The 23,369-nt window shown below is 69.0% G+C and carries 25 protein-coding genes; 15 read left to right on the plus strand and 10 right to left on the minus strand.

What is annotated here, in order from left to right:
* Nucleotides 1–4 precede the first annotated feature (4 nt).
* The gene (locus ACFWN2_RS27050) at nt 5–1,978 is read left to right on the plus strand and encodes an amino acid transporter (RefSeq protein ID WP_382431934.1); all 1,974 of its coding nucleotides are present in this window, start codon (nt 5–7) and stop codon (nt 1,976–1,978) included.
* A 46-nt stretch (nt 1,979–2,024) separates the two neighbouring features.
* Nucleotides 2,025–3,569, plus strand: a complete 1,545-nt coding sequence (locus tag ACFWN2_RS27055) for a tannase/feruloyl esterase family alpha/beta hydrolase (protein WP_382431936.1) — start codon at nt 2,025–2,027, stop codon at nt 3,567–3,569.
* Here ACFWN2_RS27055 and pip read toward each other — a convergent pair.
* From pip to ACFWN2_RS27070, 3 genes are all read right to left on the minus strand, one after another.
* Nucleotides 3,566–4,513, minus strand: coding sequence for a prolyl aminopeptidase (gene pip, locus ACFWN2_RS27060; protein ID WP_382431938.1), 948 nt, complete (start codon nt 4,511–4,513; stop codon nt 3,566–3,568). The genes ACFWN2_RS27055 and pip overlap by 4 nt on opposite strands.
* A 120-nt stretch (nt 4,514–4,633) precedes the next feature.
* Nucleotides 4,634–5,176, minus strand: coding sequence for a DUF305 domain-containing protein (locus ACFWN2_RS27065; RefSeq protein ID WP_382431940.1), 543 nt, complete (start codon nt 5,174–5,176; stop codon nt 4,634–4,636).
* Between the two features lie 81 nt (nt 5,177–5,257).
* Nucleotides 5,258–5,644, minus strand: coding sequence for a hypothetical protein (locus ACFWN2_RS27070; RefSeq protein WP_382431942.1), 387 nt, complete (start codon nt 5,642–5,644; stop codon nt 5,258–5,260).
* A 364-nt stretch (nt 5,645–6,008) separates the two neighbouring features.
* On the opposite strand from ACFWN2_RS27070, the gene ACFWN2_RS27075 reads away from it, so the two are divergent.
* Nucleotides 6,009–6,770: a lytic polysaccharide monooxygenase gene (locus tag ACFWN2_RS27075; RefSeq protein ID WP_382431944.1), complete on the plus strand. Its 762-nt coding sequence runs from the start codon at nt 6,009–6,011 to the stop codon at nt 6,768–6,770.
* 4 nt (nt 6,771–6,774) lie between these two features.
* Complete coding sequence (locus tag ACFWN2_RS27080; RefSeq protein ID WP_382431946.1) at nt 6,775–7,371, plus strand: DUF305 domain-containing protein; 597 nt, start codon at nt 6,775–6,777, stop codon at nt 7,369–7,371.
* Nucleotides 7,372–7,493: 122 nt separating this feature from the next.
* Here ACFWN2_RS27080 and ACFWN2_RS27085 read toward each other — a convergent pair whose 3' ends face one another.
* Nucleotides 7,494–10,091: a BTAD domain-containing putative transcriptional regulator gene (locus ACFWN2_RS27085; RefSeq protein ID WP_382431948.1), complete on the minus strand. Its 2,598-nt coding sequence runs from the start codon at nt 10,089–10,091 to the stop codon at nt 7,494–7,496.
* A gap of 4 nt (nt 10,092–10,095) precedes the next feature.
* On the minus strand, nt 10,096–10,857 hold the full coding sequence (locus ACFWN2_RS27090) for an AraC family transcriptional regulator (protein ID WP_382431950.1): 762 nt from the start codon (nt 10,855–10,857) through the stop codon (nt 10,096–10,098).
* 50 nt (nt 10,858–10,907) lie between these two features.
* Between ACFWN2_RS27090 and ACFWN2_RS27095 the strand changes: the two genes are divergently transcribed.
* The 3 genes from ACFWN2_RS27095 to ACFWN2_RS27105 are packed head-to-tail and all read left to right on the plus strand — an operon-like array spanning nt 10,908 to nt 13,143.
* Entirely contained in the window at nt 10,908–11,306 is a 399-nt protein-coding gene (locus ACFWN2_RS27095; protein WP_382431952.1) for a DUF2000 family protein, read from the plus strand.
* A 24-nt stretch (nt 11,307–11,330) separates the two neighbouring features.
* On the plus strand, nt 11,331–11,909 hold the full coding sequence (locus ACFWN2_RS27100; protein WP_382431954.1) for a Pr6Pr family membrane protein: 579 nt from the start codon (nt 11,331–11,333) through the stop codon (nt 11,907–11,909).
* Between the two features lie 28 nt (nt 11,910–11,937).
* On the plus strand, nt 11,938–13,143 hold the full coding sequence (locus ACFWN2_RS27105; protein ID WP_382431956.1) for an MFS transporter: 1,206 nt from the start codon (nt 11,938–11,940) through the stop codon (nt 13,141–13,143).
* Here the strand turns inward: ACFWN2_RS27105 and ACFWN2_RS27110 are convergent.
* Nucleotides 13,053–13,874 carry an alpha/beta fold hydrolase gene (locus tag ACFWN2_RS27110; RefSeq protein WP_382431958.1) on the minus strand — a complete coding sequence of 274 codons (822 nt, stop codon included), beginning with the start codon at nt 13,872–13,874 and terminating at the stop codon, nt 13,053–13,055. The two genes, ACFWN2_RS27105 and ACFWN2_RS27110, sit on opposite strands and share 91 nt — an antisense overlap.
* Nucleotides 13,871–14,554 carry an SRPBCC domain-containing protein gene (locus ACFWN2_RS27115; protein WP_382431960.1) on the minus strand — a complete coding sequence of 228 codons (684 nt, stop codon included), beginning with the start codon at nt 14,552–14,554 and terminating at the stop codon, nt 13,871–13,873. Before ACFWN2_RS27115 ends, ACFWN2_RS27110 begins: the two co-directional genes overlap by 4 nt.
* Nucleotides 14,555–14,690: 136 nt before the next feature.
* On the opposite strand from ACFWN2_RS27115, the gene ACFWN2_RS27120 reads away from it, so the two are divergent.
* Nucleotides 14,691–15,275 carry a DUF998 domain-containing protein gene (locus tag ACFWN2_RS27120; protein ID WP_382431962.1) on the plus strand — a complete coding sequence of 195 codons (585 nt, stop codon included), beginning with the start codon at nt 14,691–14,693 and terminating at the stop codon, nt 15,273–15,275.
* A gap of 58 nt (nt 15,276–15,333) precedes the next feature.
* Here ACFWN2_RS27120 and ACFWN2_RS27125 read toward each other — a convergent pair whose 3' ends face one another.
* Nucleotides 15,334–15,558, minus strand: a complete 225-nt coding sequence (locus ACFWN2_RS27125; protein WP_089921678.1) for a zinc-ribbon domain-containing protein — start codon at nt 15,556–15,558, stop codon at nt 15,334–15,336.
* A gap of 84 nt (nt 15,559–15,642) precedes the next feature.
* Between ACFWN2_RS27125 and ACFWN2_RS27130 the strand changes: the two genes are divergently transcribed.
* Genes ACFWN2_RS27130 through ACFWN2_RS27160 form a run of 7 tightly spaced genes read left to right on the plus strand, consistent with a single transcriptional unit; the run spans nt 15,643 to nt 21,032 of the window.
* Entirely contained in the window at nt 15,643–16,143 is a 501-nt protein-coding gene (locus ACFWN2_RS27130; protein ID WP_382431965.1) for a GNAT family N-acetyltransferase, read from the plus strand.
* 36 nt (nt 16,144–16,179) lie between these two features.
* On the plus strand, nt 16,180–16,770 hold the full coding sequence (locus tag ACFWN2_RS27135; RefSeq protein WP_382431967.1) for a hypothetical protein: 591 nt from the start codon (nt 16,180–16,182) through the stop codon (nt 16,768–16,770).
* A 4-nt stretch (nt 16,771–16,774) separates the two neighbouring features.
* Nucleotides 16,775–16,981: a BON domain-containing protein gene (locus ACFWN2_RS27140; protein ID WP_322788954.1), complete on the plus strand. Its 207-nt coding sequence runs from the start codon at nt 16,775–16,777 to the stop codon at nt 16,979–16,981.
* Nucleotides 16,978–17,700 carry a metallophosphoesterase gene (locus ACFWN2_RS27145; protein ID WP_382431970.1) on the plus strand — a complete coding sequence of 241 codons (723 nt, stop codon included), beginning with the start codon at nt 16,978–16,980 and terminating at the stop codon, nt 17,698–17,700. The genes ACFWN2_RS27140 and ACFWN2_RS27145 overlap by 4 nt, the downstream gene beginning before the upstream one ends.
* Complete coding sequence (locus ACFWN2_RS27150; RefSeq protein ID WP_382431972.1) at nt 17,697–19,454, plus strand: thiamine pyrophosphate-requiring protein; 1,758 nt, start codon at nt 17,697–17,699, stop codon at nt 19,452–19,454. Before ACFWN2_RS27145 ends, ACFWN2_RS27150 begins: the two co-directional genes overlap by 4 nt.
* Complete coding sequence (locus ACFWN2_RS27155; protein WP_382431974.1) at nt 19,451–20,401, plus strand: TIGR03557 family F420-dependent LLM class oxidoreductase; 951 nt, start codon at nt 19,451–19,453, stop codon at nt 20,399–20,401. Before ACFWN2_RS27150 ends, ACFWN2_RS27155 begins: the two co-directional genes overlap by 4 nt.
* 28 nt (nt 20,402–20,429) lie before the next feature.
* Complete coding sequence (locus ACFWN2_RS27160; RefSeq protein ID WP_382431976.1) at nt 20,430–21,032, plus strand: DUF6766 family protein; 603 nt, start codon at nt 20,430–20,432, stop codon at nt 21,030–21,032.
* Nucleotides 21,033–21,107: 75 nt separating this feature from the next.
* On the opposite strand, the gene tuf is transcribed toward ACFWN2_RS27160, so the two are convergent.
* Nucleotides 21,108–22,289, minus strand: coding sequence for an elongation factor Tu (tuf, locus tag ACFWN2_RS27165; protein WP_382431978.1), 1,182 nt, complete (start codon nt 22,287–22,289; stop codon nt 21,108–21,110).
* Between the two features lie 202 nt (nt 22,290–22,491).
* The gene (locus ACFWN2_RS27170) at nt 22,492–23,361 is read right to left on the minus strand and encodes a LysR family transcriptional regulator (RefSeq protein ID WP_382431980.1); all 870 of its coding nucleotides are present in this window, start codon (nt 23,359–23,361) and stop codon (nt 22,492–22,494) included.
* Between the last annotated feature and the right edge of the window lie 8 nt (nt 23,362–23,369).

The raw sequence follows: 23,369 nt of genomic DNA on the forward strand, positions 1-23,369 counted from the left end.
CGCCATGAGCACGGAGTACGCCATTCCCGCCGAGGTCCCGAGCCCGGAACGGCCGGCACCGCCCGGCGGGCCGCTCGGCAGATGGCTGCTCGCGGACCGGGTGGCGCCCTCCGGCCCGGAGAGCCACGAGTCGCACGCCAAGCCGCACCCGTGGTGGAAGGTCATGACGCTCACCGGCGTCGACTACTTCTCGACCCTGTCGTACCTGCCCGGCATCGCCGCACTGGCCGCCGGCGCGCTGTCCCCGCTGGCGACGTTGCTCATCGTGGCGCTGACGCTGCTCGGCATGCTGCCGATGTACCGGCGGGTGGCCAGGGAGAGCCCGAACGGCCAGGGGTCCGTGGCGATGCTGGAGGACCTGCTGCCGTTCTGGCGCGGCAAGATCTTCGTGCTGGTGCTGCTGGGGTTCGTGGCGACGTCGTGGATCATCACGATCACGCTGTCCGCGGCCGACGCGTCGGTGCACGCGCTGGAGAACCCGTACGTGCCGGAGGCGTTGCACGGCACCGAGTTGTGGCTGACGATCGTCCTGCTGCTCATCCTCGGCGGTGTGTTCCTGATGGGCTTCAGCGAGGCCGTGGGCGTCGCGATTCCGTTGGTGGCGGTGTTCCTCAGCCTGAACGCCGTCGTGGCCGTGGTGGGGCTCGTGGACGTCTTCGCGACGCCGGACGCCCTCGACCGCTGGGTGTCGGCGCTGGGTGCGCACGGCGACGGGTTCTTCGGTGTCGTCGGGCCCGCGATCCTGGCGTTCCCGTTGCTGGTGCTCGGTTTGTCCGGCTTCGAGACCGGCGTGAGCATGATGCCGCTGGTCTCCTCCTCCGGCAAGACGCCGGAGGAGCGCCTCGAAAGCCGGGTGCGCAACACGCGCAAGCTGCTGACGACCGCCGCGTTGATCATGTCGGTGTACCTGGTCGCGACGTCGTTCATCACGACAGTGCTGGTGCCGCAGGACAAGTTCGCCCCCGGCGGTCCGGCGAACGGCCGCGCGCTGGCGTACCTCGCGCACGAACTGCTCGGCGAGGTGTTCGGCACCGTCTACGACATCAGCAGCATCCTGATCCTGTGGTTCGCCGGCGCGTCGGCGATGGCCGGTCTGATCAACATCGTGCCGCGCTACCTGCCGTCGTACGGCATGGCGCCGGAGTGGGGACGCGCGGTTCGTCCCGTCGTGATCGTCTACACGGTCATCTGCATCATCATCACGATCATCTTCAACGCCGACGTGAACGCGCAGGCCGGCGCCTACGCGACCGGGATCCTGGCGATGATGGTCTCCGGATCGTTCGCGGTGACGGTCTCGGCGTGGCGCAAGGGACAGCGCGGAGCGGGCATCGGGTTCACCGTGCTGACGCTGGTCCTGGTGTACGCGCTGGTGGAGAACGTGATCGAGAAGCCGGACGGCATCACCATCTCGTTCGGCTTCATCATCGGCATCATCGTGATCTCGCTGGTGTCCCGGATCTCCCGCACGACCGAGCTGCGCGTCGACAGCATCAAGTTCGACGAGAACGCGCGGAGGTTCGTCAGCGACACGATCGCCCACGACGGGCGGATCACGTTGATCGCGAACCGCCGCCAGGCCGGTGACAAGGCGGAGTACGACGAGAAGGAGGTCGAGCAGCGCGGCATGAACCCGGTGCCGGGCACGGCGGACGTGATCTTCCTGGAGATCGACATCGTCGACCCGTCGGCGTTCAGCAACGTCCTGTGCGTGACCGGCGTCGAGGTGGACGGCCACCGCGTGCTGCGCGCCTCGGCCCCCGCCGCGCCGAACGCGATCGCCGCGATCCTGCTGGCGTTGCGCGACTCGACGGGTGTGATCCCGCACGCGCACTTCGAGTGGTCGGAGGGCAATCCGCTGGGGCACCTGTTCCGCTACCTGATCCTCGGACGTGGTGATACGCCTCCGGTCGTACGCGAGATCATCCGCTCGGCGGAGTCGGATCCGACCCGACGCCCACGCGTGCACGTGAGTTAGCTGCGACACTTCCCCTGTACGTCCGGGTCAGGGGGAAGGGCGCTCGATGTTCCGCAGGTTGTTCGTGTGTTTGGCCGTGTTGGGGACGGTGGCGGCGGGGGCCGCTCCCGCCGCCACCGCACCGGGTTCGAGACCGGTGCGTTCGTGCGCCGACCTGGTGCGCTCGTTCGACGTTCCGGACGCCCGCACCCAGGTGAAGTCGGCTTCGGTCGTGTCCGGTGCCAAGGAGTTCTGCGACGTCCGCGGCACGATCGAGCCGAACATCGGGTTCCAGCTGAAGCTGCCTCTCCGCGGCTACGAGGGCCGTTACCTCCAGTACGGCTGCGGCGGGTTCTGCGGGATCATCGACGATCCGGACTTCCCGCCCGGCTGCGGACCCGCGTTCGGTGACGCGGCGGTGGCGGCGACCGACGACGGGCACCAGGCGCCACCGGAGAACCCGTTCGACGCGAGCTGGGCGGCTTCCGACCAGAAGGCCCGCGACGACTACTTCTTCCGTGCACCGCACGCGTTGTCGAAGGTGTCCAAGCACATCATCAAGGCGTTCTACGGCAAGGCTCCCGTGAAGTCGTACTTCAGCGGCTGTTCCAACGGCGGCCGTGAGGGCCTGCTGCTGGCCCAGCGCTACCCGCACGACTTCGACGGCATCATCGCGGCCGCGCCGGGCGCCTACTACACCGGGCTGATCGGCTACCAGGCCTGGATCGCGCGCAACACCATCCCGAACGACAAGATCTTCGTGCTGCACAGCGCGGTGATGGCCGCCTGCGACGGGCTCGACGGCCTGGTGGACGGCCAGATCGAGGATCCGCGCCTGTGCGAGTTCGATCCCGGAACGCTGGCCGGTCAGCTGACCGACGACGAGATCGCCCGCGTCCGCCGTCTTTACGCCGGGCCCGCCGACCAGGGGGTGCGGCTGTACCCCGGCGGCCAGCCGTACGGGTCCGAGATCTCGTGGACGTTCTGGCTGAACCCGTCTCCCGGGCTCGGCCGCGGCATCGCACCCGAACTGGCCGACAACGGGTTGAAGCACCTCGTCTACCCGATCGGCAGGCCGCACTCGTCGCTGGAGTCGTTCGAGTTCACCGTGAGCTCGTTCCGGCAGCTGGTGCCCGAGACGGTGAAGGCGAACTCGCTCTCCCTGGACCTGCGGGAGTTCCGGCGGGCCGGCGCCAAGCTGATCATCTGGCACGGCGCGGGCGACCAGGGCATCCCGTTCGAGGGCACGCTCGACTACTGGCAGCGCCTCACCGGTGGCAAGGACGTCGACTGGGCGAAGCTCTTCGTCGTGCCGTCGATGTGGCACTGCGCCGGCGGTGACACCCTGACCGACTTCAACCCGTTCCGCGCGCTCGTGTCGTGGGTCGAAGGCGGCCGGGTGCCCGACCGGATCATCGCCGAGGGCCGTGACGACGACGGCACAGTCGTGCGCACCCGCCCGGTGTTCCCGTACCCGTTGCGGGCGAAGTACGACGGCTCCGGTTCGATCGACGAGGCCTCGAACTTCGTCGCCGCACCGGGTTTCGGCTTCGACGACCGGATCCGGTGGGCGGGCGAGGACCTCTACCGCTCCGGACCCGTGGCTCCCTAGCGGAACTTCTGGACGGCGGCGGCGATGGCCTTGTCCATGCTGTTGCCCTCCATGATGACGTGGCCGGCGTCGTTCAGGATGACCAGTTCGGCGTCCGGCCACCTCTTCGCGACCTCCCACGCCGTGGACAGCGGCCCGCCGAAGTCGTTGCGGCCGTGGATGAGCACGCCGGGGATGCCCTTGAGCCGGTCGAGGTTGTCGAAGATGTGGTCCGGTTCGAGGAACGCCTCGTTGCCCCAGTAGTGGCTGACGGTCCGCGCCAACCGGTAGCGCGTCTCCGGGTCCTCGTACCGGGTACCGGTGAAGTCGTTGTCGCCACCGGTGATCGTGGACAGGTCCCACTTGCTCCAGTCCCACGCGGCCTTCTCCCGCGTCGCGGGGTCCGGTGAGTTGAGCAACCTGTTGTAGGCCAGGGCCAGGTTGCCGTCGCGGTCCTCCTCCGGGACGCCTCCGACGAAGGCGTCGAAGTAGTCGGGGTAGAAGAGGGCTAGGCCGCGGGTGATCCACGCGTGCTCTTCCGGACGGCTCGTCGTCACCGCCGGGATGATGATCTCGCTCACCCTGTCGGGGTGCTGGATGGCGTAGGCGAGGATCAGGGTCGAGCCCCAGGAACCGCCGATCAGCAGCCACTTGTCGATGCCGAGGTGTTCGCGGAGCTTCTCGGCGTCGTCGATCAGGTGCTGGGTGGTGTTGTGCACCATGTCCGTGGCCGGGTCCGCGGCCGACGGGGTGCTGCGACCGGCGCCTCGCTGGTCCCAGAGGACGAGGTTCCAGTGGGTGGGGTCGAAGTCCTCGCGCCAGCGGGGGTGCGAGCCGGAACCCGGGCCGCCGTGGAAGACGCAGGCGGGTTTGCCGGACGGGTTTCCGCTGGCCTCCCAGTGGATCTGCTGGCCGTCGCCTACGTCGAGCATGCCCTGGGCGTAGGGCTCCACCTGTGGGTACATGCGGGGGAGAGTATTGGCGGGCAGGGGTGGGGGCCGATCGGTTTTCGGCCTCCGAACGCGCCTACACGCCCACTGCCCCGAAGGCGGCGGACGTGTGTCGTGGCGAGTCCCGTTGGGGCGTCAGGACTTCTGCTTTGCGGCGATCTGGTCCAGCACCTCGGTCTGCGACACGATGATCTTGCCCGCCAAGGCCTTCGAGCCGATGTGCTCGCCCTTGGCCTGGGCGTTCTTCGCCATGTCCACGCCACTGCGGAGGTGGCGGGAGAGGGTGGCGAGGAAGAGGTCGTCGTACTGCTTGCCGGTGGCGGACTTGAGCGCCTCGACGTCCTTGACGGTCATCATGCCCGCCATCTTGTGCGTGGCGTTGGCGTCGTCACCCGGCACCTGGATGTTCCAGCTGCGCAGGTAGGTGGACATCTGCTCGATCTCGCCCGCTTCGGCGGTGGCGATCTTCTCCGCCACGTTGATCACGAACTCGTCCTTGGACTTCTCCATCGCCACCTTGGCGATCTCGATCGTCTGCCGGTGGTGCGGGATCATCTGCAACGAGAACGTGGCGTCCGACTCGTTGGCCGCCGGCTCGCCCGAACCGCCGCCGCCGACCGTCGAACAACCCGCCAGCGCAAGCAGCCCTAGCACGATGATGAGCAGACGCGCTCGCATGAAGCCTCCCGTCTCGGTTCCCTGACGAGGGATACGGGTGGCCGATCTGTCCGGTTCAGAGAAAGTTCTTCAACCTAAGCTTCAGCTCAGCTCGTTGAGCGCCGCCACGACGCCGAAGACCACGTCGGGATGGCCCAGCGGAGCGGGCACGGGGCCCTCTGAGCTGCGAAGAACCACCTGGGCGAACGGGTCGGGGACGTCGACCTCCGGGTCCACCAGCAGGACCGAGCGGACCAGGTTCTCGTGGTGGCGCACCAGGTCGACCACGTCCGCCGCGATCGGGCCGCTGGTGACGACGTCGAGCACCGGCTGGACGTCGTCGCGGTGCCTGGTCAGGACCATGTCCACTGTGGACTTCCAGCCGGGAGCCGCCGGCACGCGCAGCCACACGATCCGCAGCCGGTCGGTCAGATCCCGCCACGTCGCGGGAATCGCGTCGTGCAGGGCCTCGCCCGCTGGATCGATCACGAGTACCGTTGCGGCACCTGCGGGTCCGTCGGCTACGACACCGGGGCCGGCCGCCCTGCTGGGCTCGTCGAAATCGCGAATGTCACCGGGTTACCCAGTCACCGCGCGTTCGTACCAGTGGGCTGATCGGTCTGAACCTGTGACCCGAATGGCGGATGGCAGGACCAGTGGAGCGACTGGACTTGTTGGCAGAGAACAAGTTTCCCGTTCTCGCGAGGTGATCGCTTGACCACTTTCCGAACACCGGTTTATGGTCTGGACCACTGAACCGAAACTGGATCGGTGAGCGCGCGGCAGCGCTCCCGGTTCCCGCCCCCTGCCTACGGGTCAACCCGTTTGGGAACGATCCAAGGAGTTCGGACGAATGAAAATCATGCGTAAAGCGGCCCTCCTGATGGCCGCTGTCCCTGCCATCGTGCTCATCACGCCGGTCGGTTCCGCCAGCGCTCACGGCTACGTGTCGTCGCCGGCGAGCCGGTCCGCGCAGTGCGCCAGGGGTGACATCTCCGTCGACCTCTGCGGCCAGGCGAAGTACGAGCCCCAGAGCGCCGAGGGCGTCAAGGGCAAGAAGAACTGCAGCGGCGACAACGGCGCGTTCGCCCCGCTCGACAACGACAGCCTTCCCTGGAAGGTCACCAACACCGGCCAGACCCTGTCGCTGACGTGGACCTTCACGGCACGGCACGCCACGCGCGACTACGAGTACTTCATCGGCAACACGCGCGTCGGCTACTTCGCCGGCAACAACCAGCAGCCGAACAACCCGACCACGCACTCGATCAACCTCGGCGGGTTCTCCGGTCGCCAGAAGCTGTTCGCGATCTGGAACATCGGCGACACGGTCAACGCGTTCTACTCGTGCATCGACCTCAACATCACCGGTGGTGGCGGCACGACCCCGCCGCCCACCACGACGACCACCCGTCCCCCTACGACGACCACGAACCCCCCGGTCACCACGACCACGCAGCCCCCGCCCGCCGGTGGCACGTGGGCGGCGAACACCTCCTACGCGACCGGCCAGACCGTCACCTACGGCGGCTCGACCTACCGCTGCCGTCAGGGACACACCTCGCTGACCGGCTGGGAACCGCCGAACGTGGCGGCTCTGTGGGAGAAGATCTGATCCGATGAAGCGCCTGGTGATCGCGATCGCGGTCCTGGCGCTGGCGGGGTGCGGCGGACAGGCCGTCGTGCCGGAGGGCCAGCAGGCCCACGGGCACGGCGAGTCTTCCGCCGCACCACCCGTTCCGGGTGCCAGTGCGAGGTTCAACGACGCGGACGTGACGTTCGTGCAGATGATGGTGGACCACCTGCAGCTCGGCATCAGCCTGTCGCAGGTGGGGCTGGCGAAGGCGACCAGCAAGGAGGCGAAGGACCTCGCGGGCGCGATCGACGTGACCCAGCGCGAGGAGCTCACGATGCTCAAGTCGTGGCTGAAGCTGTGGGACAAGCCGGAAGGTGACGGCGCCAGCCTGCACGTCGCCCACGGAGGTCAGCCGCTGCTCGACGACAAGGTCATCAACGAGACCAAGGAGAAGAGCGGCGCCGAGTTCGACCAGCTGTTCTTCAACTTGATGACCGGGCACCAGGGCGCCGGCGTGGAGATGGCCCTCACGGAGAAGAAGGACGGCCAGAACCCCGAGGCGACCGCCTACGCCGAGCGGGTGGTCAACACCCGGCAGGGGCAGATCGAGCAGATGCTGAAGCTCATCGGCGGCGTCTAGGCTTCCGGGTCGCGGCCGGCGCGGAGGTTGTCGGCCGGGCTCGGGCTGTGGTCTTTCGGTTGCGGCCGTTGCGCCGGTCATGGGCTGAGCGTGGCTTGTGGTCTCTAGGGCGCGGCCGAGCCTCAGCCGTGATCCCCGCGGGCCAGCTCGGCGAGTGCGGCATCAACCTGCTGCTGCGCCGCCGCGTGCATCCACCCGACCCCGAGCTCCTGCTGGGCCTCCCGCAGGAGCTTCTCGGCCTGCCCGGGCTCACCCCTGCGCAGGGCGATCCTGGCGAGGCCCGTCTTCGCCAGCGCCCGCGTGGCGGCCAGGCCCGCCCGCGTCGCCATCTCCAGCGCCTGCAGGTAGTCGCGCTCGGCCGCGTCCTCGTCGACGTCGAGCAACCGGTCTGCGCGCCGGCCCCGCAGTTCGGCGAGTTCCTCCACGGCGCCGAGTTCGGCGACCGCCTGGAGTGCCTGGTCCGTCAAAGCTAGTGACTCGGCGGGGTCCTCGGTGAGGACGGCGAGCACGTCGAGGACCTGCGCCGAACCCCAGCGCTCGCCCAGGTCCTGGAACCGTCGCAACGCCTCGCGGGACTGCGTGATCGCCAGTTCCCTGTCGCCGCGCACGGTCCAGCCGGTGTAGGAGTTGCTGAACCCGATCAGGCCCTGGATCCACGGGTCCTCGCTGCGTTCCACCTCGTCCTGCAACGGGGTGCGCGGCGCGGACGGGTCGGGCGGGCCGGAGAGCATCGCCCACGCGATGAGCACGAACGGTTGCCTGATCGGCCCGCGCAGCTCGCGGAACTTGCCCTGCACCCGTTCCGGAGCGGCCAGTGCCAGCAGGATCGTGTATTCCTCTGTGGACTCCTCGGGCACGCGGGCGAGCAGTTCCCTTGTCACACCGAGGACTTCCGCTCGGCTGCCCTTCAGGTACCAGTACCAGGCCAGGGCGCTGACGAGCTCCAGGGCCTGGGACGGGTCGTGCTCCGCGGTCCACGCCAGGGCCTGCATCAGGTTCGCGTGCTCCGCGGTGAGCCGGGCGAACCACCTCACCTGATCCCGTTGGCGCAGTTCGGGATCCGCGCGGCGGGCCAGCGCGAGGAAGTAGGTGGCGTGGGCGGCGTCGACCCGTTTGTGCTGCGAGCAGAACTCGCGGATGGTCTCCAGCATCCGGTAGCGGCCGTCTGCGGCCTCCACCAGTGACTTGTCCACCAACGCGTCCAGCACCTCGATGTCGTGCCCGCCCACCTCCTCGACGGCCTCCAGGGTCGCCCCGCCGCTGAACGTCGCGAGGCACGCGGCCAGGTCGCGTTCGTCCTCGGACAGCAGGTCCCAGCTCCACTCCACGACGGCGCGCAGCGTCTGGTGGCGCGGTGCCGCGGCGCGGTTTCCCTTGGTGAGCAACCGGAAGCGGTCGTTCAGGCGGTCCGCGATCTCCTCGGTCGTCAACGTCCGGGTGCGGGCCGCGGCCAGTTCGATCGCCAGCGGGAGGCCGTCGAGCTCCCGGCAGATGTCGGCGGTGTGCCCGTCGCGCACGAACGCCGGGTTCACCAGGCGGGCGCGGTCGGCGAACAACGTCACGCTCTGCTCGGCGTCGAGCGGCGGCACCGGGCACAGCGTCTCGCCGGTGATGCCGAGCGCCTCCCGGCTCGTGGCGAGGATCCGCAACGACGGGCACGTGCTGAGCAGGTGCCCCGCCAGCCGCGCGGCCTGGACGATCAGGTGCTCGCAGTTGTCGAGGACCAGCAACGCCGACCGCTCGCGCAGGGCCAGTGTGAGGCGTTCCTCCGGTTCCAGCGCGGTTTCCTTGAGCCCCAACGCCTGCAGGGTCGCGGCGGCCACGTCCTTCGCCGGTGCCAGGTCGACGAAGATCGCGCCGGGACCGGCGGCCTGGAGCGCGAGCCTCGTCTTGCCCGCCCCGCCGGGACCGGTGAGCGTGACGAGCCGGGACGTCAGCGTCCCGATCCGCCTCAGTTCCTCCTGCCTGCCGACGAACGACGTCAGCTGCGCGGGCAGCTCGCGCTGGGTCGGGCCGCGCAGCACCTGGAGGTGGACGGCGCGCAGTTCGGGTGACGGATCCGTGCCCAGTTCGTCGGCGAGCAGGGCACGGGCGTCCTCGAACGCCTGCAACGCCTCGGCTTGGCGGCCCTGCTGGTTCAGCGCCTGCATCAGGTATCCGCGCAGCCGTTCGTCCAACGGGTTCTGCCGCACCAGGTCCTGGATCTCGGCGACGTCGGCCCTGCCGAGCCGGATCCGCGCGGCGACGAGCGACCCCGAGGCGGAGGACCGTTGCTGTTCCAGGCGTGTCGCGTGGTCCGCCAGGGGAACGTCGGCGAGCGCCGGGCCGCGCCACAGCTGAAGTGCTTCGGACAAAAGGGATTCCGCCGCCTGCGGGTCGCCCTGCTCCAACGCCTGCCGGCCGTCCGTCGCCAACGCCAGGAACCGGTGCGCGTCGACCTGGGACGCCGGCAACGCCAGGCGGTACCCGGCCGGGTGGAACTCGATCAGCGACGCGTCCCCGAGCGCCCGCCGCAGCCGCGAGACCTGGCCCTGCAAGGCGTTCGCGGCGTCCGACGGCGGCTCGGCGCCGTAGAGCTCGTCCACCAACCGGTCGAGTGGCACGATTTCGCCCACCCGGATCGCCAGCAACGCCAGCAGGGTGCGCGGCCGCGGGCCACCCACCGCGATCTTGCCGTGCGGAGAACGCGCCTCAACGGGCCCAAGGATGCCGACGTGCACGACGTCAGCGTACGAAGCGTCCGGGACTCGTACCCAGGACACGGCGAAAATGGCGCGTCAGGTGCGACTGGTCGTGGAACCCGGCCAGCACCGCCACCTCGGCCGCGGGCCGTCCCTCGATCAGCAAGCCACGGGCGAGGTCCACACGGCGGCCGGTCAGGTACCGGTGCGGCGGCAACCCGAACCGGCGGCTGAACGCCCGCACGAGGTGCGTGGGACTGGTCTGCAACTCCGAAGCGGCCTCGGCCAGGGTGATCCCCGACGGCAGCGACGCGTCCAGCAACTGCCGCAACCGGTCGGCCAGCGTCGGATCGGCGTGCGCGACCGGTGTGGTGCCGGCGAAGTGGTGCACCAGCCGTTCGGTGATCAACGCGAGCCGCGACGACGCCTCGAACGGCTCGTCCAGCGCGAGGTGCAGCTGGTGCACCCGTTGTCGCAGCAGGGGATCGGGCAGCATCGGCGTGTCGACGGCCTTGCCGACCAGGTCGGACGGCAGCGCGGAGTCGTCGAGGTACAGCACGCGCTTGCGGAAGCCCGTCGGCAACGCGGACCGGCCGTCGTGCGGCACGTGCGGCGGCAACAGCGTGACGCCGTCCACGAGAGCGCCGTGCTCGTGACGGTCCAGTTCGTACCGCACGGCACCGGTGTCGAGCACCATCAACGTCCACGCGTCGTGCGTGTGCGCCGGGTAGACGTGCGTCGTGAAGGAGGCGTGGAAGACCTCCTTGATGCCTTCCACCGCGGGCTTCCACGCGGCCGTGCTCATGTCAGGAACGTACAAGACCGCACACGGGAACGCCCGCGATCGTGGTGTCCATGTTCGACACCAAGATCGCTGTGCTGCTGCGGGACGACCTGGCCGGCTGGCAGGCGCTGAACGTCACGGCCTTCCTCGTCAGCGGCCTGCCGGAGACGCTGAGGGGCGAGCCCTACGTCGACGCCGACGACGTGCACTACCTGCCGATGTTCGGCCAGCCCGTCGTGGTCCTCCAGGGCACCGCCGAACTGCTCAAGAAGGCCCACGAACGGGCGCTCAACCGCGAGCAGGCGATGACGATCTTCACCGCCGACCTGTTCGCGACCGGCAACGACGCCGACAACCGCGCGGCCGTCCGCAAGGTGCACACGCAGGACCTCGACCTGGTCGGCATCGCCGTGCACGGCCAGAAGAACGCCGTCGACAAGATCTTCAAGGGCTCCCGGATGCACCCCTGACGAAACCGAGTTCTAATTCCGGACGTGATCAAGCTGCTCCGGATGGTCGTGTTGCTGCTGGTTCTTTCGGCGGAGATCTACCTGATAGTCGTGCTGGGCGACCGGTTCCGGCCGGTCGACCACTACAGCTTCTTCACCATCCTGTCGAACCTCTTCGCCGCGGTGGTGGCGCTGCTGGGCGTGTTCAGGCCGGTGTCGGCGCAGATCAGGGGCGCGGCCGTGCTCTACATGGCGACGACGGGCCTCGTGTACTGGCTGCTGTTGAAGGGCATCGACGTGCAGACGCCGTCCTACGCGAACTGGGTGCTGCACACGATCGTCCCGATCCTCGTGGTGGCGGAGTGGCTGCTCGCGCCGGAACGAACCCGCAGGTGGTGGACCTGGCTCGCGTTCCCGTTCGCCTACCTGGTGTACTCGCTGGTCAGGGGCTCGATCGTCGGCTGGTACCCGTACCCGTTCCTCGACCCGCGGCAGCAGGGGTACGGCGCCGTCGCCCTGAACAGCCTGTTCGTCGCGGTGGTCTTCTGCCTTCTGGGCTTCGCGGTGTCGTGGGCGGGCACGAAATTGGCCCAGAAACGCAGCGCGGTCTTGTCCCACGGCTAGGGCCAATCACCGTCCTACGGTCTAGGACATGACCAGGCGACTCGCGTACGCACAGCTCACGAACTCGATCGGGGACGGCGGGTTCCTCGTCGTCTCGGCGCTCTACTTCACGCAGGTCGTGGGCCTGAGCGCGGCGAAGGTCGGCCTCGCGCTGACCCTCGCGTGGGGTGTCGGAGCCGTCGCCGGAGTCGCGCTGGGACACGTCGCCGACCGCCTGGGCCCGCGCACCACCGCCGTCGTGCTCGCCGCCGCCACGGCCGCCAGCATCGGCATCCTGCTGCTCACCCGGAACTTCGGCGCGTTCGTCCTGGTCATGTGCCTGTACGCGAGCTTCCAGAGCGGCCTTCAGGCGTCCCGGCAGGCCCTGCTCGCCGGGCTCACCACGCCGGAGGAGCGCACACGGGCGCGTGCGCGCATCCAGTCCACGGCCAACGCCGGCATCGCGATCGGTGCGGCGGCGGGCGGGTTCGCGTTGCACCTCGGCACCGAGGCCGCCTACACGGCCGTGTTCGTGCTCGACGTCGTCGCGTTCCTCATCGCCGCAGTCGTGCTGAGCACGCTCCCGGAGACCGTCATGTCCAGGACGAAGGGCAAGTTCGACGTCCTGAAGGACCGCCCGTACGCCCTGATCACGCTGATCAACGCCGTGATGCTGCTCTACATGCCGCTGCTGAGCCTGATCATCCCGCTGTGGATCGTGCAGCGCACCGAGGCGCCGACGTGGCTCGCCGCCGCGCTGCTGGTGCTCAACACCGCGGCCGTCGTGCTGTTCCAGGTCAGGATCGCCCAGCGCGCGCAGGGACTCACCGCGTCGTCGAGGCTCGTCAAGCACGCCCGACTGGTCATGCTCGCGTCCTGTGCCGTGTTCGCCACCACCGCGTTCGGCTTCGGCGCCTGGCCCGCGGCGGCGCTGCTGGTCGCGGCCGCCGCGCTGCAGGTGCTCGGCGAGATGATGCTCGCGTCCGGTGCGTGGGAGATCAGCTTCGCCCTCGCACCCGCCGACCGGCAGGGCCAGTACCAGGGCTTCTTCGCGACGGGAACGGCCGTCGCGCGCATGGTCGGCCCCGCCCTGCTCACCACCGTCGTGCTCGGCTGGGGCGCGATCGGCTGGGTGCTGGTCGGCGGGCTGTTCGTCGTGGCCGGTTACGCGATGGGACCCGCGGTGCGCTGGGCCCGCGAGAAGAACTCCACCAGCTCCGGCGCCATGACCGACGACTTGTACATGTGCGTCTGACCGGGCAGCGTCCGGTAGTCCGCTCCCACCACCTCCGCGACGTTCTTCATGGCGTTGCGGAGGTACTCGGGGCTCTTGCCGCCGTCCATCGCGAGCGTCGGCACCTTGACGGTCCAGCGGTCGGTGGGCAGCTTGGAGCCGCGGCCGTCGTCGCCCAGGATCGTGAGGTCCCACGGCAGCGTGTGCGCGACGAGCTTGAGCTTCTTCCACACCGGCGTCAGCTTCATCACCGCGACGCCGAAGCCGGGCGCGCCGACCATCTTCATGAACGTCGAGAGCATCCCGGAGCGGTCGTCGCGCGCCAGCATGTCGTTCATCTGCCGCACGATGTCCGCCGGCCGCGGCTTGTAGGTGTCGTCCACGACGAACGGCGCCTCGTAGATCGCGAGCCGGGAGATGGACGGCAGGCGCGTGGCCGCTTCGAGGGCCAGCACCGCGCCCGAGGAGACGCCGAAGACGAACGCGCTGCCGCCGGCCTCCCTGATCACGGCGTCGATGTCCTCGACCTCGTGCTCCAGCGACCACGGCGTCGCGCCGTCACCGGTCTCGCCGCGGCCGCGCCGGTCGTAGGTGTAGACGGTGAAGTTCTTGTCCAGCACCGACGCGAGCTCGGTCGACGGTCCGAACATGCGGTGGCACATGGCGCCGTCCACGAGGACCAGCGCGGGACCGGAGCCGGTGATCGAGTACGCGATCTCGGTGCCGTCGGCGGAAGTCGTGAAGTGCGTCATCGGTTCTCTCCCAGGGTGGTGTCGAGGAAGCTCTGCCAGTCCTGTTCGGACTCGTCGCCCTCGAAGACGTGGTGTGCGGCGATGATCGGGCCGAAGAACCCGCGCATGAACCGGTACATGCCGCGGTCGGTGCGCAGGCCGATCGTGTGGGCGTTGCGGTGGAACTCGACGGCGTCCGGGAGCCTCTCGGCCAGCGCCGCGTCCAGCTTCTTCCAGGCCTCGTCCCAGTCGCTGATCATCGGCCCGAAGACCGTGAGCGGACGGGCCGTGCGGCCGGGGAAGTACGTCAGGTACTCCAGCAGCGTGCGGCGGAACAGCGCGCCGCCCAGCGTCATCGCCTCGAACTCGTCGGCCCAGTCGTCACCGGGCAGGAAGCCGCTCGTGACCATCCGCAGCACGGTGCTGCTCTGCTCACGGGCCTCGACGAGGAACTCGTAGGCGATGAACCGGCCGTCAGGGGCCTTGCCGCTGTCGTACGCGAAGTGGCTGCCCGGCTCGGAGGCGGTGATCTCGCTCGTCGGCTCGTAGCCGCCGAAGGCCATCTTGACCTGGCCGTTCGCGACCTCGTTGCGGCCCATGAACCACGAGTCGATGCCCGGCCCCGTCGCGATGGCCGTCCAGACGTCCTCGACGGACGCCGGCACCTCGATCTCGTCGGTGCTCGTGAACTCGTGGCCCATCGGATCTCCCGTTCTGGTCGGTGGAATGGTGCCATCCTGCTCCCGACGATTCTCTTCGTCAAGACAGCGTGACTAGTCTTGACAAAAAAAATTGTCGGTGGTTTCGTTCTCCCCACACCGAACCTCGGAGGAACCCATGTCCCGCATCGCCTGTGGTGTCGTCGCCGGTCCGCTCTACCTCGTCGTCGGGTACGCCCAGGCGTTCACCCGCGAGGGCTTCGACCTCGCGCGGCACCCGTTCAGCATGCTCAGCCTCGGCTCGCTCGGCTGGATCCAGATCGCGAACTTCGTCGTCAGCGGCGCGTTGTTCGTGGTCGCGGCCACGGGCATGGCGAAGCACACGAGGTGGGGTGCGCGGCTGATCGGCCTGATGGGGGTGGGGATGATCCTCGGCGGGGTGTTCGTCGCCGATCCGGCCCTCGGCTTCCCGCTCGGCGCACCGGACGGACTACCCGCGTCGATGTCCTGGCACGGCGCGTTGCACGCGGTCGCGTTCGGCGTCGCGATGATCGGCTGGATCGGGGCGTGCTTCGTGTTCGCGCGTAGGCTCGGAGGGTGGCTGGCGGTGATGAGCGGCCTGACGGGCGTGCTCCTGATGGTGCCGATGGCGTTCCTGGGCGACCCCGGCGGCACGGTGCTGCTCTACGCGGTCGCGACGATCGGCTGGGTCTGGACCTCGGCCGTGTCCCTGAGGCTGAGCCGGCCTGCCTTCTCGAACTGATCTGCCCGGAGTGCGGGCGCGTCACCACCGACGAGCACGCGCCCGGATGCGAGGCCTGTCAGACGAGCTGATGCGCGTGCATCTTGCTGATGTCGTAGGAGACACCGCAGAACGTGCACTGCAGGCCGTACTTGCTGCTGATCGTGAACAGCGGGATGAAGAAGATGGTCGGCTTCGTGTAGCGCCGGAACAGGTTGTGCGCCGACTGGTGGTGGCAGTGCCCGCACACCAGCTGCAGCATCCGCAGCTGCTCGATCGTCGTCCGCCAGCCGAAAATGACCATCTGCTCTCCCTTTGCCGTTGTTCTTCTGACGTGCGGGACGCCCCCTGAGTTGCAGGGGGATGCCCGAATTCGGAAGGTGGAGGGGTGGACACCCTGCTGCGGCCCTGGCACCTCGACGACGCCCCGATCATCCTGGCCGCGGCCGGCGAGGGGCTGATGGCCCGCCAGTTCACCCTCCCGATCGACTCGCTCACCGCCGCGCAGGACTGGATCGCGCTGCTCATGGCCCGTCGCGAGGAGGACACCGCCTACTCGTTCGCCGTGCTGCACGAGGGCGTGCCGGTGGGCAACGTCGCCGTGTCGAGCGTGGAACGCCGTCACCTCACCGGGTGGATCTCGTACTGGATGCGGGAGGAGGCGCGGGGCAAGGGCCTCGCGACCGAGGCGTGCAGGGCCGTGAGCGAGTTCGCGTTCGCCGAACTGGGCCTGTTCCGCCTGGAGCTCGCACACCGCGTGGACAACCCCGCTTCCTGCCGCGTCGCGACAGGGGCGGGGTTCGCCGTGGAGGGTGTCGAACGCGCCCGGCTGCTCTACGACGGCGTCCGCTACGACACCGAGACCCACGCGCGCCTCGCCACGGACTGAGGTTCACTCCGCGCATCGGCGGGTAGCCCGGAGTGCATGAGCGACGTGCAGGCCGAACTGCTGATGACCTTGACCAAGGTCGCCAAGGTCTTACGTGGAGCGGAGATCCCGTTCGCGCTGACCGGTGGCTGTGCCGGTTATGCGCGAGGAGGACCCGTGAGTGAGCACGACGTCGACCTCCTGGTGAAGGAGGAGGACGTCAACGAGGCCGTGCGGGTGCTGGTGGAGGCGGGACTGCGCGGTGCGGAGCCGCCGGAGGACTGGCTGCTGAAGGTCTACGACGGTGACTCGCTGGTGGACCTGTTGTTCCGGCCCAACGAGCGGCCGGTGACCGACGAAGTCCTGGCGATGGCGGAGGACATGCCCGTCGGTTCGGTGATGCTGCCGGTCATGCCGGCGACCTTCGTGCTGAGCAGCAAGCTGCTGGTGCTGGACGGACATCGCTGCGACTTCAGCGAACTGCTGCCGTTCGCCCGTGCGTTGCGCGAACAGATCGACTGGGACCAGGTGCGCGAGGAGACCAAGGCCTCTCCGTACGCCGAAGCGTTCCTGATGCTCATCGAACGCCTGGACATCATCGGGAGGAACCATGAGTTCCGAGCAGTACCTGGCGGCAAATCTGCGTAGGGCGGTGGCCGAGGACCCCCGGACCGCCGAGCTGGGCGTGCGCGTCACCGTGCGCGGAGATCACGTGATGCTCTCCGGCGACGTGGCGTGCGCGGACCGCCGGGCCGCGCTGGAGGAGGTCCTGCACGAGGCCGCCCCCGAGCTGACGATCTTCAACGACGTGCGCGTGACACCTGCGGGCGAACCGGAGGGTGAGGAGGACCTGCGATGATCCGAGTCGCTGCGGTCGGGGACATCCACCTCGGCGAGGACATGCGCGGGCACCTGCGTCCGGCGCTGGAGAAGGTCGGCGAGCACGCCGACGTCCTTCTCCTGGCCGGTGACCTGACCCGGCACGGCACGGTCGTCGAGGCCGAGGTGGTCGCGGACGAGTTCGCGGACCTGCCGGTGCCCGTGGTCGCCGTGCTGGGCAACCACGACCACCAGGACGACAAGCCTCTTGAGGTCACCAAGACCTTGGAGGACAAGGGCATCCACGTCCTGGAGGGCACGACGTTCACCCACCGGGTCAACGGCTGCTCGATCGGCGTCGCGGGCGTGAAGGGGTTCGGCGGCGGGTTCGCGGGCAAGTGCGGCAGCGCGTTCGGCGAGCGCGAGATGAAGGCGTTCGTCCAGCACACCGTCGACATCGCCGAGAACCTCCGGGGCGCACTGTCCGAACTGGACACCGACATCAAGGTCGCGCTGACGCACTACGCGCCGGTGCCCGACACGTTGCGCGGTGAGCCGCCGGAGATCTACCCGTTCCTCGGCTCGTACCTGCTCGGCGAGGCCATCGACGCGACCGGCACGCATCTCGCGGTGCACGGCCACGCGCACTTCGGCACCGAACAGGGTCTGACGCCGGGCGGGGTCCGGGTCCGCAACGTCGCGCAGCCGATCATCCGTTCCGCGTACACGGTGTACGTGCTGGAAGGGAACAACTCATGACCGTCGGGGACTTCGTCGTGCAACGCCTGCGCGACTGGGGTGTCAAGCAGGTGTTCGCGTATCCCGGCGACGGCATCAACGGGATCGTGGCCGCGTTCGGCAAGGCCGACAACGATCCCAGGTTCATCCAGACCCGCCACGAGGAGATGGCCGCGTTCGCCGCCGTCGGCTTCGCCAAGTTCAGCGGTGACGTCGGCGTCTGCCTCGCCACCTCGGGGCCGGGTGCGATCCACCTGCTCAACGGCCTCTACGACGCGAAGCTCGACCACGTGCCGGTCGTCGCGATCGTCGGCCAGACCGCCAGGACCGCGCAGGGAGGCAGCTACCAGCAGGAGGTCGACCTGCACTCGCTGTTCCGCGACGTCGCCTCGTTCCTGGTCGACGTCACGGTGCCCGAGCAGCTGCCGAACGCGCTGGACCGGGCGATGCGCACGGCCCAGTCCGAACGCGCGCCCGCTGTGCTGATCATCCCGAACGACGTGCAGGAGCAGGACTACGCCGCTCCCAAGCACGAGTTCAAGTACATCCCGTCGAGCCCGCCGTCTCGCCCGTCGTCGACCGTCGTGCCCGCCCTGGACGACGTCCGGCGCGCGGCCGAGGTGCTGAACAGCGGCGAGAAGGTCGCGATCCTGATCGGCCAGGGCGCCCGTGACGCGGCCGAGGAGGTGCGCGCGGTCGCCGACCTGCTCGGTGCCGGCGTCGCGAAGGCGTTGCTGGGCAAGGACGTCCTGCCCGACGACCTGCCGTACGTGACGGGCTCGATCGGGCTGCTCGGCACCCGTCCGTCGTACGAGATGATGCGCGACTGCGACCGGTTGCTGATCGTCGGCTCGAACTTCCCGTACTCCCAGTTCCTGCCGCAGTACGGCAAGGCGCGCGGCGTGCAGGTCGACGTCGACGGCCGCTCGATCGGCATGCGCTACCCGACCGAGGTCAACCTCGTCGGCGACGCGCGGGAGACGTTGCGCGCGCTGATCCCGTTGCTGGACGAGAAGACCGACCGCTCGTGGCGCGAGACGATCGAGAAGAACGTCGAACGCTGGTGGGAGGTCGTCGAACGGCAGGCGCAGGTGCCCGCCGACCCGGTCAACCCGATGCGGATCGTCTCGGAGCTCTCGAAACGCCTGCCGCACAACGCGATCGTCACCGCGGACTCGGGCTCGGCGACGAACTGGTACGCACGGCTGCTCAAGATCCGCGGGAACGTCCGGTCCTCGTTGTCCGGCACGCTCGCCACGATGGGCTGCGCCGTGCCGTACGCGCTGGGCGCCGCCTTCGCGCAGCCCGACCGGCCGTTGATCGCCCTGGTCGGAGACGGCGCCATGCAGATGAACGGCATGGCGGAGCTGCTGACGTTGAAGCGGTACGGCATCCGTTGCGTCGTCTGCGTGTTCCACAACAACGACCTCAACCAGGTTACGTGGGAGCTGCGCGCGATGGGCGGAGCGCCGAAGTTCGAGGAGTCGCAGACACTTCCGGACATCTCGTACGCCTCCTTCGCGCGGTCCATCGGCCTGCAGGGCATCGAGATCAACGACCCGGCGCAGCTCGGCACGGCCTGGGAGACCGCGCTCGCGTTCGACGGCTCGACCGTGCTCGACGTGCGCTGCGACCCGAACGTGCCGCCGATCCCGCCGCACGCGACGTTCGAGCAGATCAAGGACATGACCGAGGCGGTGCTGCGAGGCGACCCCGACGCGTGGGACGTGTTGCGCCGCGGACTGCAGACCAAGATCCAGGAGTTGCTGCCGTGAAGCTGGGCTATTTCCTTTCCTCGGAAGAACACGGGCCGCGCGAGCTGGTCCGGAACGCTCGAATGGCCCAGGAACAAGGCTTCGAGGCGCTGTGGATCTCCGACCACTTCCACCCGTGGAACGACGAGCAGGGCCAGTCCCCGTTCGTCTGGGGCACGATCGGCGCGTTGTCGGAGGCCGTCACGCTGCCCATCACCACGGCCGTGACGTGCCCGATCGTCCGCATCCACCCGGCGGTCATCGCGCAGGCAGCCGCCACCGCGGCCGTGCAGACCGAGGGCAGGTTCGTCCTCGGCGTCGGCAGCGGAGAGGCGTTGAACGAGCACGTGCTCGGCGACCGCTGGCCGTCCGCCGACGTGCGGCTGGAGATGCTGGAGGAGGCGATCGGCCTCATCCGCACGCTGCACCAGGGCGACGAGGTCACGCACCACGGCAAGCACTACACCGTCGAGAACGCCCGCGTGTACACCGTCCCCGAACGCCCGGTGCCGATCTACGTGTCCGCGTTCGGCCCGAAGGCGGTCAAGCTCGCGGCCCGCTGCGGCGACGGCTACGTGTCCGTGGGCCCCGCCGGCGAACTGGTGAAGAAGTACCGCTCCGAGGGCGGCCGCGGCCCGGCCCAGAGCGGCCTCAAGGTCTGCTACGCGGAGTCCGAAGAGGATGCCGTCGCCACCGCGCACCGCCTGTGGCCCAACGACGGCCTGCCCGGCGAGCTCGCCCAGGTGCTGCCGACCCCTCGCCACTTCGAGCAGGCGTCCGAGCTCGTGACGCCGGACATGATCAGGGACGCGATCCCGTGCGGCCCGGATCCGGAGAAGTACGCGGAGAAGATCAAGGAGTTCGCGGACGCCGGGTTCGACGAGGTCTACGTGCAGCAGATCGGCCCGCAGCAGCAGGAGTTCTTCGACTTCTGGGCCAAGCAGGTCGTGCCGTTGATCGATGTTTGATGCCTGAGGCGCAGGGCATCCGGGTCCAATGAGGAGATTCCTGCGCGAGCACAGCCTGACGCTCGTTTTCGCGGGACTTTTCCTGGCGGCGCTGGTCGGCCAGTTCTTCGCCGGCCACGCCGACTACAACGAGCGTCAGGCCGCGCTGGGTCAGCCGGTGTTGTCCCTGGGCGCCTACCTCACGAGCGCGGACTTCGTGGTCGACGTCTTCGAGAACTGGCAGTCCGAGTACCTCCAGTTCTTCCTGTACGTCACCGCCACCGTCTGGCTGGTGGAACGCGGCTCGCCGGAGTCGAAGCGCGTGAAGGACGCCGGGCTGAAGCCCGAGCGCAGGCACCGCTGGCTCTACGAGAACTCACTCGGCCTCGCGATGCTGTCGCTGTTCCTCTTCTCGTGGACCATGCAGTGGATCGCGGGCTGGTACGCCAACAACTCCGACCCGTTGGCGGAGAAGACGAGCCTGGTCGGCTACTTCTTCAGCGCCGACTTCTGGAACCGGTCGCTGCAGAACTGGCAGTCCGAGTTCCTCGCGATCGCGTCGATGGCGATCCTCAGCGTTTACCTGCGCCAGCGCGGCTCGCCCGAGTCGAAGCCGGTCGAAGCGGAGCCCGTGAGCGACGGCTCGAAGTAGGAAGCGCGGCGGAACCGAAGTCCCACCGCGCTTCCCAAGGCGGCGCGGCCACCTTCTCGGGCCGTCGACCGCCGCCTAGGCGAGGATCTCGCCGACCGTGCCGGCACCCACGGTCTTGCCGCCCTCGCGGATCGCGAAGCCCAGCCCGGTGTCCATCGCCACCGCCTTGCCCAGCTCCACCACGACCTCGACGGTGTCACCTGGCAGGGCCAGCGTCCTGTCGAGCTCCACCACGCCGACGACGTCGCCGGTGCGGAAGTGGAACTGCGGGCGGTAGTTCGACGCGATACCGGTGTGCCTGCCGCCCTCGGCGTGCGAGAGCAGGTACACGGTCGCGCGGAACCGGGTGTGCGGCGCGACGCTGCCCGGCAGGGCCAGGACCTGGCCGCGCCGGACGTCGCCGCGCTTCACGCCGCGCAGCAGGATCGCGGCGTTGTCTCCCGCCTGGGCCTGCTGCATCGGCTTGCCGAACGTCTCGATGCCGGTGGCGACCGAGGTCACCGCGGAGCCGAGACCGAGCACCTCGACCTGGTCGCCCAGGCCGAGCACGCCCCGCTCGATCGCGCCGGTCACGACCGTGCCGCGACCGGTGATGGTCAGGACGTTCTCGATCGGCATCAGGAACGGGCCGGTGACGTCCCGCTCGGGCACCGGGACGTGCGAGTCCACGGCGTCGAGCAGGTCCACCACTGACTCCACCCACACCGGGTCGCCCTGCAGCGCGCGCAGGCCGGACACCCGCACGACCGGTGTGGCGTCGCCGTCGAAGCCGTACTGGGAGAGCAGGTCGCGGACCTCCAGCTCCACCAGGTCGAGCAGCTCCGGGTCGCTCACCGCGTCGGCCTTGTTCAGCGCCACCACCACGTGCGGCACGCCCACCCGGTGCGCGAGCACCACGTGTTCACGCGTCTGCGGCATCGTGCCGTCCTCCGCGGACACCACGAGGATCGCGCCGTCCAGCTGCGCCGCACCCGTGATCATGTTCTTCACGTAGTCGGCGTGGCCGGGCATGTCGACGTGCGCGTAGTGACGCGTCGGCGTCTCGTACTCGACGTGCGCGATGTTGATCGTGATGCCGCGGGCCAGCTCCTCCGGCGCCCGGTCGATCCGGTCGAACGCCGTGAAGGTCGTGCCCGAAGGGTCCTTTTCGGACAGAACCTTGGTGATGGCCGCGGTCAGCGTGGTCTTGCCGTGGTCGACGTGCCCCATGGTGCCGATGTTGAGGTGCGGCTTGGCGCGCACGAACTCCTGCTTCATCTTCCTGTTCCTCGGTGCGAAAGGTGGCTCAGAACCGCGGACCGCCACAACCCTCCTCCAGTGGTCCTGAAGGATGGACTGGAGAAGGGTCAGAGTCGGGCGCCGGCGAGCTGCACCGAGGCGACGGCGAGCGCGCCCGCGGGAACACCCGCGTACGTCTTGTGCTCAGCCGTCAGGAACATGGGTTGATCGTGACAGAGGTCTAAACCGGTGTCATCTCATTTTCCGCCAACCTGATCAACGCTCGCGCGGCCGGGCTGTGCGGACCTTCGGTGCGCCACGCGAACGCGAGCCTGCTGTGCGGCACGGGATCGGTGATCCGCACGGCGTGCAGGCCGGACACCATCGACTCGGCCAGGATCGCCGGGCCGAGCCCGCGCTGCGCAAGTGTGATCACCATCGGCGGTGCGGACGCCTCGAACGCGATCCGCGGCCGTCGCGCACCGCACGCCGCGTCCAGCGCCCCGCGCAACCCGGTGCCCGGCGGCAGGCTGATCAACCCGCGTTCCAGCAGTTCGGAAAGCGGCACGGACTCCCTGCCGTGCCAGGGATCCGAGTTGGCGACCGCGGCCACGAGCGGTTCGTCGGCCAGCACCCGGACGGACAGCCCCTCGGGTTCCGCACCCGCGTACCCGACCAGTGCGAAGTCGAGCCGACCGTCCACAAGGGACGAGATCAGCGCGTCGGAGTTGGCCTCCGACAACGTGATCTCGACGTCGGGGAACGAGGTGTGATAGTCCGCCAGCAGCTCGGGGAGGTCCATGATCCCGCACGACACGACCATCCCGACGCGCACGGACCCGCGCACCAGCCCAGCCATCTCCTCCACGGTCCGCCGGGCGGACTCCACCGACCCCAGCGCCGCCCTCGCCAGCGGCAGCACCGCCGCGCCCACGTCGGTCAGCGTCACCGTGCGGCCCGAGCGGTCCAGCAGGTCGTGCCCGAGCTCGCGCTCCAGCCGCCGGATCTGCGCGCTGATCCCGGGCTGCGCGACGTGCACCCGCTCCGCCGCCCGGGTGAACGAGCCCTCCTCGACGACCGCGACGAAGTACTCCAGCTGCCGAAGCTCCATAACCGATG

This window comes from Lentzea sp. NPDC058436 (assembly GCF_042721515.1).
Lineage (GTDB): Bacteria > Actinomycetota > Actinomycetes > Mycobacteriales > Pseudonocardiaceae > Lentzea.

Coding starts and splice junctions, on each gene's coding strand:
- ACFWN2_RS27055 (WP_382431936.1), top strand. CDS start 2,025: ATGTTCCGCAGGTTGTTCGTGTGTTTGGCCGTGTTGGGGACGGTGGCG.
- ACFWN2_RS27075 (WP_382431944.1), top strand. CDS start 6,009: ATGAAAATCATGCGTAAAGCGGCCCTCCTGATGGCCGCTGTCCCTGCC.
- ACFWN2_RS27170 (WP_382431980.1), bottom strand. CDS start 23,361: ATGGAGCTTCGGCAGCTGGAGTACTTCGTCGCGGTCGTCGAGGAGGGC.
- ACFWN2_RS27145 (WP_382431970.1), top strand. CDS start 16,978: ATGATCCGAGTCGCTGCGGTCGGGGACATCCACCTCGGCGAGGACATG.
- ACFWN2_RS27065 (WP_382431940.1), bottom strand. CDS start 5,176: ATGCGAGCGCGTCTGCTCATCATCGTGCTAGGGCTGCTTGCGCTGGCG.
- ACFWN2_RS27090 (WP_382431950.1), bottom strand. CDS start 10,857: ATGAGCACGGCCGCGTGGAAGCCCGCGGTGGAAGGCATCAAGGAGGTC.
- ACFWN2_RS27105 (WP_382431956.1), top strand. CDS start 11,938: ATGACCAGGCGACTCGCGTACGCACAGCTCACGAACTCGATCGGGGAC.
- ACFWN2_RS27120 (WP_382431962.1), top strand. CDS start 14,691: ATGTCCCGCATCGCCTGTGGTGTCGTCGCCGGTCCGCTCTACCTCGTC.
- ACFWN2_RS27115 (WP_382431960.1), bottom strand. CDS start 14,554: ATGGGCCACGAGTTCACGAGCACCGACGAGATCGAGGTGCCGGCGTCC.
- ACFWN2_RS27160 (WP_382431976.1), top strand. CDS start 20,430: ATGAGGAGATTCCTGCGCGAGCACAGCCTGACGCTCGTTTTCGCGGGA.
- ACFWN2_RS27050 (WP_382431934.1), top strand. CDS start 5: ATGAGCACGGAGTACGCCATTCCCGCCGAGGTCCCGAGCCCGGAACGG.
- tuf (WP_382431978.1), bottom strand. CDS start 22,289: ATGAAGCAGGAGTTCGTGCGCGCCAAGCCGCACCTCAACATCGGCACC.
- ACFWN2_RS27080 (WP_382431946.1), top strand. CDS start 6,775: ATGAAGCGCCTGGTGATCGCGATCGCGGTCCTGGCGCTGGCGGGGTGC.
- ACFWN2_RS27110 (WP_382431958.1), bottom strand. CDS start 13,874: ATGACGCACTTCACGACTTCCGCCGACGGCACCGAGATCGCGTACTCG.
- ACFWN2_RS27095 (WP_382431952.1), top strand. CDS start 10,908: ATGTTCGACACCAAGATCGCTGTGCTGCTGCGGGACGACCTGGCCGGC.
- ACFWN2_RS27125 (WP_089921678.1), bottom strand. CDS start 15,558: ATGGTCATTTTCGGCTGGCGGACGACGATCGAGCAGCTGCGGATGCTG.
- pip (WP_382431938.1), bottom strand. CDS start 4,513: ATGTACCCACAGGTGGAGCCCTACGCCCAGGGCATGCTCGACGTAGGC.
- ACFWN2_RS27135 (WP_382431967.1), top strand. CDS start 16,180: ATGAGCGACGTGCAGGCCGAACTGCTGATGACCTTGACCAAGGTCGCC.
- ACFWN2_RS27150 (WP_382431972.1), top strand. CDS start 17,697: ATGACCGTCGGGGACTTCGTCGTGCAACGCCTGCGCGACTGGGGTGTC.